This window comes from Hydrogenivirga sp., from assembly GCF_056450045.1.
Genome location: NZ_JBWONM010000171.1, coordinates 1 through 11,796, shown reverse-complemented (window position 1 = coordinate 11,796; position 11,796 = coordinate 1). Strand labels below are relative to the sequence as shown.

Here is an 11,796-nt window from a genome sequence, read left to right as displayed (position 1 = left end):
GAAGCACCTCGCTGTCAACGAGGTTCTTTGAACACCCGAGGCTTATAACTCCAATCCTCATTGAGGATAATATATAGCATGGAGAGTACCCGGCAAAAGATGATGCCCAGAAGGCGGAAGGAGTCCTTTGACATCATCGTTATGGATGAAGAGAGCTTCAGAAAAGAACCGCAGAAGTACGGGAAGACCTTGAGGGTATAATAGTTCTCCCATGAAGGAGCTCAAGGATTACAACCCCCGGGAGATTGAACCGAGGTGGACGAAGTTCTGGATAGAGAGGGCTATATACCACGTTGAGAAGCCAGACAAGAGCAAGAAGTTCTCAGTTGTCATACCCCCGCCCAACGTAACGGGCTCTCTCCACATGGGACACGCTCTGAACGCCACCCTTCAGGATGTGATAGTCCGGTGGCAGAGGATGAAGGGCAGGCAGGTAGTCTGGGTTCCGGGCTTTGACCATGCAGGCATAGCTACCCAGTACGTAGTTGATAAGCAGCTCCAGAGTGAGGGCAAAAGCAGGCTTGAGCTCGGCAGGGAGGAGTTTCTAAAAAAGGTTTGGGAATGGGTTCCTAAGTCAAGGAATGCCATAAGGACCCAGCTTGAGAAGCTGGGTGTTTCGGTGGACTGGAAGAGGGAGAGGTTCACCCTTGATGAGGGCTTCTCAAGGGCTGTGAGAAAGGCTTTCAGAGAGCTTTACGAAAAGGGTCTCATATACAGGAGCCAGTACATAGTCAACTGGTGTCCCAAGGACCTCACAGCCCTATCAGACCTTGAGGTTGAGCACGAAGAAGAGAAGGGAAGGCTCTGGTACATAAGGTATCCCCTTGAGGACGGCTCTGGCTACCTGACCGTCGCCACCACGAGACCCGAGACGATGCTGGGGGATACAGCAGTTGCCGTCCATCCTGAGGACGAGAGGTATAAGGACCTCATCGGTAAAAGGCTCAGGCTCCCTCTCGTGAGCTGGAAGAGGAAGACCCTGTCGGGTGAGGAGATAGACAACCTTATTCCCGTGATCGCCGATGAGAGGGTCAAGCCCGAGTTCGGTACGGGAGCGGTAAAGGTGACCCCAGCCCACGACCCCAACGACTTTGCCATAGGGAAGGATCACGGGCTTCCCTTCGTAAAGGTTATGGACGAGACAGCCCACATGAACGAGAATGCGGGCGAGTTTGCCGGCTTGGACAGGTACGAGGCGAGAAGGAAGATAGTGGAGAGGCTTAAAGAGGAGGGTCTCCTTGAGAAGGAGGAAGAGCACCTCCACTCCGTTGGAAGGTGCTACAGATGTAAGACCGTCGTTGAACCCATGGTTTCTGAGCAGTGGTTCGTGAAGGTTTCAGACCCTGCGATAAAGGACATGGCTATAAAGGTGGTTGAAGAAGGCATAGAGGAGAGGGAGGAGAAGGAGGTATTCGTTCAGTATGCGGAGGTAGAGGGACTCACCCTCACAATACCTGTCGGCGAGGAGATAACCGGGGAGACGAGGGCTGTCGTCGTTCTGACCGAAGGGGTGAAGTTTCTCTCGGGCGTCAGGGACGGGGAGCTCGCCTACATCTACTACCACCAGGGAAGCCCTGAGATAGCTGAGCTTGCCAAGAAGCTTACCTACGAGTTTATGCAAAGACCTACCGGCGTTGACTTCCTGATAGGCGTTGAGGGAGAGATAAGCGTTGTCAGGCAGGGTGTTGAGTCCAAAATAGGCTCCGGGAGGTACCTCATAGCCTCCGAGGGCAGCAGACTGAACCTTTACAGATGGGACGATGGAGCCTACGAGTTTATGCAGGTTATTGAGAACGGTAGCTCAAGGCTTGAACCTGCACAGAAGTCTATAAAGGTCAGGGTTGAGAGGGAAAAGAGGGTGAGCGAGAAGAAGAAGCAGGTGAGCTTCATACCAGAGCAGTGGAAGAAGTTCTACCTTGACTGGATGTACAACCTCAGGGACTGGTGCATTTCAAGGCAGATATGGTGGGGTCACAGGATACCCGTCTGGTACTGTGAGGAGTGCGGAGGGGTCAACGTCTTCACCGACGACGACTTTGATAGGGCTTACGACAAGATAATATTCAACCTGCTTGCGGACGGGAAGATAGGTCAGGAGTTTACCCCTGAGGAGATAGAGGGTGTCCTCAAGTCCCCCAACTTCGTCCATCCTGAGATGACCGTCCTTGACTTCTACAAGAAGTTTGCTTTCCACAGGTACCACTCAACGGATATAGACGCCCACTCCCTAAGGCTCTTCTTCACTCAAGAGGCTAACCCTATGGCTATGCTGACTCCTGGGGTTTCCACAAGAGGTCTCTACAGGTACGACTCCAAGAGCAAGAAGTGGAGGATGGTTCTCAGATGTAAAGAGTGCGGTTCGGAGAGGCTGCGCCAGGAGGAGGACGTCCTTGATACATGGTTCTCCTCCGCTCTATGGCCCTTCGGTGTCTTTGGCTGGCCCGAGGATACGGAGGACCTCAGGAACCTATACCCGACGGACCTCCTCGTGACCGGCTTTGACATCATATTCTTCTGGGTTGCCCGTATGATCATGATGGGCACCTACTTCATGGAGGACATACCCTTTTATGATGTTTACGTCCACGCCCTTGTCAGGGATGAAAAGGGACAGAAGATGTCAAAGACTAAGGGGAACGTCATAGACCCCCTTGACATAATAGAGAAGTACGGGGCGGACGCCCTCAGGTTCACACTCGCGATCCTAACGGTTCAGGGGAGGGACATAAAGCTCTCAGAGAAGAGGTTTGAAGGCTACAAGCACTTTGCCAACAAGATATGGAACGCCACACGCTACGTTCTCATGAACACACCCGAAGACTTCGTCTCTAACATTCCCTACATGGCACCCCTCAAACCCGAGGACAAGTGGATAATGACCCGCATGAACGAGACAGCCCAGAAGGTTGATGAAGCCCTCGGAAGGTATGAGTTCTCCAAGGCAGCCCAGTCAATATACGACTTCTTCTGGTCCGACTTCTGCGACTGGTACATAGAGCTTACCAAGAGCAGGATATACGCCCCCCTGCCAGAGGGAGAAGAAGAGGAAGTCCAGAAGGAGAGAGCGAAGGTTCTCTCCGAGAGAACGACAGCCCTCTACACGCTCCACTACGTCCTTGAGAAGGCTCTCAGGATACTGCACCCCTTCATGCCTTACATAACCGAGGAGCTATGGCACAGCCTCCCGGCGAGCGACGGCGAAAGCATATCCCTGAAGGACTTTCCTCAGAGAAAGCAGGATGAGATATTCCCCGAAGAGACCCAGAGGGTTGAGAGGCTCAGGGAGATAGTGAGTGCGATAAGGTCTCTGAGGTCAGACCTCCAGATAGAGCCCTCCCGCAGGTTAAAAGCTTTCTTCAGAACGGAGGGTAAGCTCTCCAGGTCGGTCATAGAAGAGTTCAGAGATCACATCCTCAACCTCGCCAAGCTCCAGTCCTTTGAGGAGGTGGAGGAGAGACCTCCCCAGACGGTGGCTACTTTCTCAAGGGATGTGGAGATATTCCTCTCCGTTGAGGGACACGTTGACCTTGAAAGGCTCGTGGAAAGCTACGAGAAGAAGAGGGAGAAGCTCAGAGCGGAACTTGAGAGGGTCAGCAGGAAGCTCTCCAACGAGAACTTCGTAAAGAAGGCACCACCGGAGGTGGTTGAGAAAGAGAGGAGGATAAAGGAGGAGCTTGAGACCGACCTTGAGAAGGTGGAGAGGATACTGAGCGTTCTCAGGAGCTGAGGCTCTTTACAAAGCTCTCAAACTCCTCCCTGCTCACCCTTGCCCTGTAGCCGTGTCCGGGTAGAACCCACTCAAACTTGAAATCCAACAACCTCTCCATTGACCTGACGAGCTCCTTCCATGAATACCAGCAGTACTCCCTGAAGGCTACCAGCGACCTCCTTCTCCTGCTCCAGGCGAGATGGTCTCCGGTGAAGAGGAACTTCTCTCTGTAGAGGAGGACTGTATGCCCCTTCGTGTGCCCCGGAGTGGGTATGAGGAGGAAGTCCCTTCCAAAGGACACAGGCTCGTATCCCCTGAGCTTTATCTCCGCTTGAGGGACGGCGTGGGAGTCCGCCTCGTGGATTATCCTCTTTGCCGAGAACTTTTCGGCGAACCTGTTGCAGTCCGCAATATCGTCCTCATGGGTCAGAAAGATGTACTTCAGCCCTCCCCTTCTGGATATGCTCCGGACGAGATGCCCCGAGAACCTCGGTGAGTCAACGAGCCAGTTGCCCTCTCTATGCTCCACGAAGTAGCTCAGAGCTCCGTAGGACTTCCTTGAGGCGAACCCGCAGAGGTAAACCCCGTCCTCTATCGGGATTGGAAAGCTCCTGTAAACAGATTTTGGAACCTTAAGCCTTTGGGTGCCGATAGCTCCAACGGGACAGGATATCAGAGACTGAAAGGCTAAGAGGAGCTCCTCTCCCTCCGGCTGTTTAACTACGCAGGCACTATCGGCTCCATCACCGAACACCGAAGGTGCTATCTCCCTGCAGACCGAACAGTCAATGCAGGTGCTGTCAACGAAGAACTCGCCCTCTACGTTGCAGGAGAGCCTCTTTCTAAGGTCAGCCACTTTCAGCAGATCCTCGGCAGGAGCTCCCCGGAGGGAGCCTCCATTACCCTCTTCACGCCGTAAGGCGTCCTTACAACAACCCTGCTCCTGCCCCTTCCTAAAACCCTTCCTATGATGCGGGCGTCCCTTCCATGGGGATGGGACCTGAGAGCCTCAAGAACCCTGTCGGCGTCCTTCTGGGCAACGGCTATGACAACCATGCCCTCGTTGGCAAGGTGGGTGGGTTCAAAGCCCAGGAGCTCGCACAGACCTCGCACAGCTTCCTTAACCGGGATGGCGGACTCCTCAACCTCAATCTCAACCCCCGACTGCTCAGCCCACTCGTTCAGAACCGCGGCGAGACCTCCCCGGGTCGGATCCCTCATGGCATGGATCTGGGCTCCCGTTTCCAGAACGTGCCCGATAAGGTCCCAGAGGCTCTTGCAGTCGCTCTCTATCGGAATCTCAAAGTCCATACCCTCTCTCTCGGCAAGTATGCAGGCTCCGTGGTCTCCAACGCTTCCTGAAACGATTATCGCGTCACCCTCCGAGAGCCCGTGGGCTGATAGCCCTTCGCAGACTACCTCACCTATGCCGGAGGTGTTTATGAAGACCCTGTCCGCCTGTCCCCTCGGGACAACCTTCGTGTCTCCCGTCACAACCCTAACACCTGCCCTCTCAGCTTCCTGAGCCATGCTCCTGACTATCCTCTCAAGCTCTCCGTAGTCCATACCCTCCTCAATTATGAAGCTCACCGACAGGTAAAGGGGTCTTGCCCCCATAACCGACAGGTCGTTCACGGTTCCGGCGATGGCAAGCTTTCCTATGTCTCCTCCCCTGAAGAAGGGTGGGGATACGGTGAAGGAGTCTGTCGTGAAGGCTATCCTTCCCCTGACCTCAAGGAGGGCTGAGTCCTCCATCCTCTCAAGGATGGGGTTTCTTAAGTGCTTCAGGAAGAGGGACTTTATTAGCTTCTGGGTCTCCTCACCTCCGGAGCCGTGAGAAAGGAGAATTCTCTTCATAATGTATAAGTTATATTAAAGCCCATGAGAACGATTGATGTGGGCTATAAATTTGAGACGAGAAGGAGCGCAAGGGCTTACGGCAGGATAAGGCTCAAGCCCGCAACCGTAGAGCTGATAAGGGAGAACAAGCTCCCCAAGGGAAACCTCCCCGAGGCTACAAAGCTTACGGGAATATTCGGTGCAAAGAGAACAGGAGATATCCTTCCCTTCTGCCATCCCATACCCTTTGACTTCGTTGGCGTTGAGGTTAAGCTCGGCGAAGACAGGCTTGAGGTCCTCTCGGAGGTCAGGGGAACAGCAAAGACGGGTTACGAGATGGAAGCTCTAACTGCGGTAACGACAGCTCTGCTCAACGTCTACGACATGTGCAAGGGCGTTGATGATGAGATGGTTATAGAGGAGGTCAAGCTCCTTGAAAAGAGCGGGGGAAAGTCCGACTGGAGGGTCAGCCTTGAGGGTGTGTCCGCCTCGGTCCTATCGGAGTCCCCTGAGCTCAGGAGGCTTGCGGAGGGTTTCCTTTCAGAGATGGGGGCAGAGCTCTCGGGTGAGCCGGCTCTCCTCGTGAGGATAGGAAACGGATGCGGAATTGAGGAACACCTCTTCGGGCTTGAGAGCGTGATAGCCCTCTACGACTTTTCCAAGGACCCCCTCGGAGTAACCCTTGAGGTCAAGGTAGGGAGGGACAAGGAGGGAAGGCTTGTCCTCTGCCTCCCCGCTGAGGAGGGAAAGGTAAGGCGTTTCTTTGAGACCTTCGGTCCACTGCTCGGGGGACTTGTGAGATGAGATTCGTTCTCTGCATCACGGGCGCCAGCGGTGCTGTGTACGGGTACAGAGCCCTTCAGGTTCTGAGCTCCCTCGCCCACGTGGATGTCGTTGTCTCCCGTGCGGGTGGAATAGTTCTTGAGCAGGAGCTCGGCAGGTCCGTATCCGAGCTGAGGGAGGAGTTTCCCAAGGCAAACTTCTATGGAGAGAAGGATATAGCCGCTCCCATAGCGAGCGGTTCGGTGCTGACCTCTTACAGGGGTGTACTCCTGATGCCCTGCTCAATGAGCACCCTCGCGAGCGTCGCCTCCGGTGTGAATATTAACTTGATACACAGAGTGTGTGAGGTAGCCTTAAAGGAGAGGGTGAAGCTGGTGATGCTGGTAAGGGAGATGCCCTACTCAAGGGTTCACATTGAGAACATGCTAAGGGTGACAGATGCGGGTGCTGTAGTCGTTCCTGCGAGCCCGGGCTTTTACCACCGACCCAAGAGGATGGAGGACCTCGTTGACTTCGTCGTGGGAAAGGTTCTTGATCTCTTCGGTGTTGAACATCAGCTCTATAATAGGTGGAAAGGAGGGGAGGAATGAGAAGGCTTCTCTTTTTAGTTCTCTTCGTTGCCCTGTCCTTCGGTCAGGAAAAAGCTGGTGAGCTCGTAAAGAAGCAGGGGAGGGTGAAGCTCTTTAGAGAGGGTAGCCTTTCGGGGAAGATCGTACAGGAGCTCCCAGAGGACCTCTACGTCAAGGACATCCTCAAGACCGATTACAGCTCAATGGCTTTCGTCAAACTCCTCGGTGTGAACAAGCTCGTGCTCATGGAAAACAGCATCCTCTACATAGAAGGCATTGACAGGGTGAACTTTGAAGGAGGGAGAGCCCTCTTTCAGATAAGGAAGAGGGAGGAGACGAAGGGTTTGAAGGTCAGGGTAGGCTCTGTGATCATAGGGGTAAAGGGCACGAGGTTCATGGTGAGCTCCGAAGAGGGCAGAACGAGCATATTCCTGAAGGATGGTGTTCTCAGCGTTAGAAAGATGGTCGGGGAGTTCATAAGGTACAGGAAGAGGGAGGAGGAGGAGTACGAGGAGTTTAAGAGAGGGATAGAGGAAGGTATAAGGGAGGAGAGGGAGGAGTACGAGAGGTTCAAGAGGGAGACCGAGAAGGAGTTCAGGGAGTTCGTCAAGGAGTTTGAGCTCAGGTCAGGGGAGGCTGTCCTCATTGAGGGGAGCGAGGTAAGAAACATAGAGATACCGCCCGAGGTGGAGGAGGAGTTCAGGCTCCTTGATATGTTTTAATATTCTCTCCCATGACCGAGAGTCTTCTCCTTATAGGTGTTGGATTTATGGGGGGCTCCTTTGCCCTTGCCCTCAGGAGGGGCGGCTTCAAGGGGAGGATATACGGGATAGACATAAACCCCGAGAGCATTGAGAAGGCTGTCAGCCTCGGCGTTATAGAGGAGGGGAGCACAGAGCTCCGAGACATTGCCCACTTTGAACCTGATATGGTGGTGTTAGCCTCTCCCGTCAGAACCTTCAGGGGAATAGCCAAGGGCATAAAACCCTTCCTGAAGGAGGGAAGCCTTATAACGGACCTTGGGAGCGTTAAGGGTAGGCTCGTTTACGACCTTGAGTCTATTCTCGGCAGGACCTACGTTGGGAGCCACCCCATAGCGGGTACGGAAAAGTCCGGGGTTGAGCACAGCTCGGGAGAGCTCTTTGAGGACAGGAAGGTGATAGTGACACCAACGGAGAACACCGATAGAAAAGCCCTTGAGGAGACGATAGAGCTATGGAAGGTAACCGGCGGAAGGGTGGAGCTGGTGGATCCCATACTCCACGACTGGGTCTTCGGTGCGGTCTCCCACCTGCCCCACGCGGTAGCCTTCGCCCTCATAGATGCCCTGATAGAGATGTCGGGAGAGATTGACCTCTTTAGGTACCCGGGCGGTGGTTTCAAGGACTTTACCCGCATAGCTGCGAGCGACCCCGTCATGTGGAGGGACATCTTCTTGGAGAACAGGGAGAACGTCCTCAAGGCTCTGGATGTTTACCTTGCTTCCCTTGAGAAGCTCAGGACTCTTATAGAGGAGGAAAAGGAGGGGGAGCTTACGGAGTTCTTGAGAGAAGCAAAGGAGAGGAGGTTGAGCATAGAATGAAGGAGCTGAAGATAGAGAAGAAGGTCAAGAGGGTGAGGGGTGAGCTCAGGGTCCCCTCGGACAAGTCCATATCCCACAGAGCAATCATAATAGGCTCCCTCGCCCAGGGGGAGACCCTTGTTCACGACTGGCTCAGGTCTGCGGACACGGAGGCAACGCTGAACATACTGAAGGCTCTCGGAACGGAGATCCTTGAGGAGGGAGAGACCCTTCGGGTGAAGGGAACGAATTACGGCTTTACAGAACCCGGAGACGTCCTTGATGCGGGAAACTCCGGAACCACCGCGAGGCTCATCCTCGGTGTTCTATCAACTCAGCCTTTTTTCAGCGTGCTCACGGGGGACGAGAGCCTCAGAAGCAGACCCATGCTCAGGGTGGTTGAGCCCCTCAGGGAGATGGGTGCTACCCTTGACGGACGGGAGATGGGCAACAGGCTTCCTGTCAGCGTCAGGGGAGGGGAGCTGAGGGGCATATCCTTCTTCAACAAGAGGTCTTCAGCCCAGGTGAAATCCGCTCTTCTTCTGGCTGGTCTGAGGGCTGAAGGTATAACTGAGGTCCTTGAGCCCGTCCTCTCAAGGGATCATACCGAGAGGATGCTGAGCTTCTTCGGTGCTGAGGTTATAGCCCTCGCCGAGGAGAAGGGACACATCGTCAAGGTGAGGGGAGGTCAGGAGCTTCAGGGAAGGGAGGTATATTGCCCTGCGGATCCCTCCTCCGCAGCCTTCCACTGTGGGCTGACCCTTCTCGCTCCAGAGGGAGAGCTCCTTCTGAGAGATGTGCTCGTAAACCCAACGAGGGACGGCTTTTACAGGAAGCTGAGGGAGATGGGGGCGGAGGTTGTCTACGAGAGCGAGAGGGAGATCTCGGGCGAGCCGATAGCGGATGTAAGGGTAAGGAAGGGAGACAGGCTCAGGGGTGTTAAGGTTCTGCCCGAAGAGGTCCCTACCCTGATAGATGAGATTCCCATGCTCGCCGTTATCATGGCACTCGCAGAGGGAAGGTCTGAGGTCAGGGGTGCAGGAGAGCTCAGGGTAAAGGAAAGCGACAGGATAAGGGCTGTAGTCAAGAACCTCAGGAAGATGGGGGCGAGGATAGAGGAGCTTGAGGACGGCTTCGTTGTTGAGGGTGTGGAGAGGCTAAGGGGCACCCGAATTGAAACCTATGGAGACCACAGGATAGCGATGGCTTTTGCAGTAGCCGGTCTTGTGGCAGAGGGGGAGACAGTCATAGACGACGTCTCCTGCGTGGAGGTTTCCTATCCGAGCTTCTTCAGCGACCTTGAATCAATCCTTGAGTATCCTCGTTAGCCTCTTTATCGCTTCTACCTTCTCCTTCTCTCCCAGCTTAGCCTTGGCTATCGCTCTCTTCAGCGTCTCAAGGGTCGTGTCATAGATGTCTCTCTGAACGGGGTAGGGATGCCCGTCCTTCCCCCCATGGGCAAAGGAGTATCTTGCGGGGTCCTCAAAGGAAGGCTTCGCTCCGTAGATCAGCTCTGCAACGAGGGCTAAAGCCCTTATAGTCTTCGGTCCTATTCCCTTTATCCTGAGAACGTCCTCAAAGCTCTTCAGTTCCATCTCCTCAGTCTTCTTCACAGTTTCGCGGAGTCTTTTCAGGTTCAGGTCCTCAGGGCTTATGTAGTGTCTGGGAGGAAGCTCCAGCTTCCTTATCCCGTCCAGCTCCTTGAGGAGGAGCTTTCTATCGCTCAAGAGCTCTTTTATAGCTTCCTTAGAGTCCGCGGAGCTCTTGGAGGTCATATCAAGGGCTATCTTCTCATGAACCTTCTGAGCGGATATACCGCTGTGGGGTTCTTCGGTAAAGCTGACCACCCGGGAACCGAGCCAGTGGTATCTCCTGGCATACCTCTTCTCCGTGTTCATTCCCTGCTGGATCACAGCCCAATCCCCCTCTTCTGTGAAGAGTATGGTGTGGTGATAGAGCTGGTAGCCGTCCTGGAGAAGGCTGTTGTCCACCTTAGCCACGAGCCTGCTGACATCCTTCAGATCTTCGGTGTTTATGCCGAATCTATCACCCAAACGCTGAAGGTCCTCTGGAGTTCTGAGGGCTGCCTTTCCCTTCCCCCCAGCCATGAAAAGACCCACATCCCTGCCTATATCCTTCAGGGCTTCCTTTAGTGCACCGCACATGGTTGTGGTAAGACCGCTTGAATGCCAGTCAAAGCCGAGCACACAGCCCAGAGACTGGAACCAGTAAGGGTCCGAAAGCCTCTCTAAGAGGGTCCTCCTTCCATGCTCAAGAACGACGAGCTCAACTATACTCTTGGAGAGCTCAACCATGCGCCTGAAGAGCCATGGCGGAGCCTTGCCACCGTGAAGGGGTAGGTTGGCTATACCCTTCCTCATCCCTTTTAAGATAGAATATTTTCCGTTTGAATGTTAGAATCTCTCCAGCTCTTTGCCAGAGACCTCGTTGACTCCTACGGCTACCTCGGTATATTCCTCCTCTCCTTTACGGAGAGCATCCTTCAGCCTGTGCCTCCAGACCCCTTTATAGCGGGAGGGACAGCCTTCGGCCTGAACCCTCTCCTTGCAGCCCTGACCGCAACTATAGGGAGCATCCTCGGGGGGCTCACAGCCCACACGCTGGGTATGCTCCTCGGAGAGCCGGTTACAAAGAGGCTAATAGGTGAGAATTACTTCCTCAAGGGTGAGGTTCTCTTCAACAGGTTCGGTATTTGGGCTGTACTCCTTGCTGCTGTAACGCCCATACCCTTCAAGGTAGTCTGCTGGCTCGCAGGCATATTTGAGATGCCCCGGGCGACCTTCCTCCTCGCCTCTTTCCTGGGAAGGCTCCCCCGATTCTTGATAGTTGCCTACGCAGGAGATCTTATGGGCAGGCTCATAAACTTACCTTGACAGAAATAATATATATTATTATGAATCCATGTTCAGTCCCGAGTTCTTCACGAGGCTCCTCGGCTTAAGGGATGCTTACACAAAGGGGCACACCGAAAGAGGGGTGACCTACGCCTTCGCCATAGGAAGAGCCCTGGGCTTGACGGAGGAGGAGCTTAGGGAGCTTGAGATCGGAGGATACATCCACGACGTTGGGAAGATAGCTATACCCGATGTAATACTCCTCAAGCCCACCCGCCTCACCGAGAGGGAGTACGAGGTCATGAAGCTTCACGTTCAGCTCGGCTACGAGCTCGTTAAAGACATAGGTCTCCCCCAGAGGTCCTTGGAGGTGCTTCTCTACCATCAGGAGAAGTACGACGGGAGCGGATACCCCTTCGGTAAGAGAGATACCGACATACCCCTCCTTGCGAGGATATACACGGTAGCTGACTCCTTTGA

At 54.2% G+C, this 11,796-nt stretch carries 11 protein-coding genes; 8 read left to right on the top strand and 3 right to left on the bottom strand.

From position 1 onward, the window contains the following. Positions 1 to 211 precede the first annotated feature (211 nt). Positions 212 to 3,727, top strand: a complete 3,516-nt coding sequence (locus tag AC1HCM_RS07075) for a class I tRNA ligase family protein (protein ID WP_479461066.1) — start codon at positions 212 to 214, stop codon at positions 3,725 to 3,727. Here the strand turns inward: AC1HCM_RS07075 and AC1HCM_RS07070 are convergent. Next, positions 3,717 to 4,565, bottom strand: coding sequence for an MBL fold metallo-hydrolase (locus AC1HCM_RS07070; RefSeq protein ID WP_479461065.1), 849 nt, complete (start codon positions 4,563 to 4,565; stop codon positions 3,717 to 3,719). The two genes, AC1HCM_RS07075 and AC1HCM_RS07070, sit on opposite strands and share 11 nt — an antisense overlap. A gap of 2 nt (positions 4,566 to 4,567) precedes the next feature. Further along, positions 4,568 to 5,566: a hydrogenase expression/formation protein HypE gene (gene hypE / locus AC1HCM_RS07065; RefSeq protein ID WP_479461064.1), complete on the bottom strand. Its 999-nt coding sequence runs from the start codon at positions 5,564 to 5,566 to the stop codon at positions 4,568 to 4,570. Positions 5,567 to 5,590: 24 nt separating this feature from the next. On the opposite strand from hypE, the gene moaC reads away from it, so the two are divergent. Genes moaC through aroA form a run of 5 tightly spaced genes read left to right on the top strand, consistent with a single transcriptional unit; the run spans position 5,591 to position 9,789 of the window. After that, positions 5,591 to 6,352 carry a cyclic pyranopterin monophosphate synthase MoaC gene (gene moaC, locus AC1HCM_RS07060; RefSeq protein ID WP_479461063.1) on the top strand — a complete coding sequence of 254 codons (762 nt, stop codon included), beginning with the start codon at positions 5,591 to 5,593 and terminating at the stop codon, positions 6,350 to 6,352. Next, the gene (locus AC1HCM_RS07055; protein ID WP_479461062.1) at positions 6,349 to 6,921 is read left to right on the top strand and encodes a UbiX family flavin prenyltransferase; all 573 of its coding nucleotides are present in this window, start codon (positions 6,349 to 6,351) and stop codon (positions 6,919 to 6,921) included. Before moaC ends, AC1HCM_RS07055 begins: the two co-directional genes overlap by 4 nt. Beyond that, positions 6,918 to 7,622: a FecR domain-containing protein gene (locus AC1HCM_RS07050; protein ID WP_479461061.1), complete on the top strand. Its 705-nt coding sequence runs from the start codon at positions 6,918 to 6,920 to the stop codon at positions 7,620 to 7,622. Before AC1HCM_RS07055 ends, AC1HCM_RS07050 begins: the two co-directional genes overlap by 4 nt. Positions 7,623 to 7,633: 11 nt before the next feature. Further along, positions 7,634 to 8,482 (top strand): prephenate dehydrogenase, encoded by an 849-nt coding sequence (locus tag AC1HCM_RS07045; protein WP_479461060.1) that lies wholly within the window; start codon positions 7,634 to 7,636, stop codon positions 8,480 to 8,482. Then, positions 8,479 to 9,789 (top strand): 3-phosphoshikimate 1-carboxyvinyltransferase, encoded by a 1,311-nt coding sequence (aroA, locus tag AC1HCM_RS07040; RefSeq protein WP_479461059.1) that lies wholly within the window; start codon positions 8,479 to 8,481, stop codon positions 9,787 to 9,789. The genes AC1HCM_RS07045 and aroA overlap by 4 nt, the downstream gene beginning before the upstream one ends. Here the strand turns inward: aroA and AC1HCM_RS07035 are convergent. Beyond that, positions 9,766 to 10,842 (bottom strand): DUF763 domain-containing protein, encoded by a 1,077-nt coding sequence (locus AC1HCM_RS07035; RefSeq protein ID WP_479461058.1) that lies wholly within the window; start codon positions 10,840 to 10,842, stop codon positions 9,766 to 9,768. The genes aroA and AC1HCM_RS07035 overlap by 24 nt on opposite strands. A gap of 30 nt (positions 10,843 to 10,872) precedes the next feature. On the opposite strand from AC1HCM_RS07035, the gene AC1HCM_RS07030 reads away from it, so the two are divergent. After that, the gene (locus tag AC1HCM_RS07030) at positions 10,873 to 11,355 is read left to right on the top strand and encodes a YqaA family protein (protein WP_479461057.1); all 483 of its coding nucleotides are present in this window, start codon (positions 10,873 to 10,875) and stop codon (positions 11,353 to 11,355) included. A 28-nt stretch (positions 11,356 to 11,383) separates the two neighbouring features. Next, positions 11,384 to 11,796, top strand: a 413-nt coding sequence (locus tag AC1HCM_RS07025; RefSeq protein WP_479461056.1) for an HD-GYP domain-containing protein, incomplete at its 3' end; no start/stop codon positions are given.

Coding starts and splice junctions, on each gene's coding strand:
- AC1HCM_RS07075 (WP_479461066.1), top strand. CDS start 212: ATGAAGGAGCTCAAGGATTACAACCCCCGGGAGATTGAACCGAGGTGG.
- hypE (WP_479461064.1), bottom strand. CDS start 5,566: ATGAAGAGAATTCTCCTTTCTCACGGCTCCGGAGGTGAGGAGACCCAG.
- moaC (WP_479461063.1), top strand. CDS start 5,591: ATGAGAACGATTGATGTGGGCTATAAATTTGAGACGAGAAGGAGCGCA.
- AC1HCM_RS07055 (WP_479461062.1), top strand. CDS start 6,349: ATGAGATTCGTTCTCTGCATCACGGGCGCCAGCGGTGCTGTGTACGGG.
- AC1HCM_RS07050 (WP_479461061.1), top strand. CDS start 6,918: ATGAGAAGGCTTCTCTTTTTAGTTCTCTTCGTTGCCCTGTCCTTCGGT.
- AC1HCM_RS07045 (WP_479461060.1), top strand. CDS start 7,634: ATGACCGAGAGTCTTCTCCTTATAGGTGTTGGATTTATGGGGGGCTCC.
- aroA (WP_479461059.1), top strand. CDS start 8,479: ATGAAGGAGCTGAAGATAGAGAAGAAGGTCAAGAGGGTGAGGGGTGAG.
- AC1HCM_RS07035 (WP_479461058.1), bottom strand. CDS start 10,842: ATGAGGAAGGGTATAGCCAACCTACCCCTTCACGGTGGCAAGGCTCCG.
- AC1HCM_RS07030 (WP_479461057.1), top strand. CDS start 10,873: ATGTTAGAATCTCTCCAGCTCTTTGCCAGAGACCTCGTTGACTCCTAC.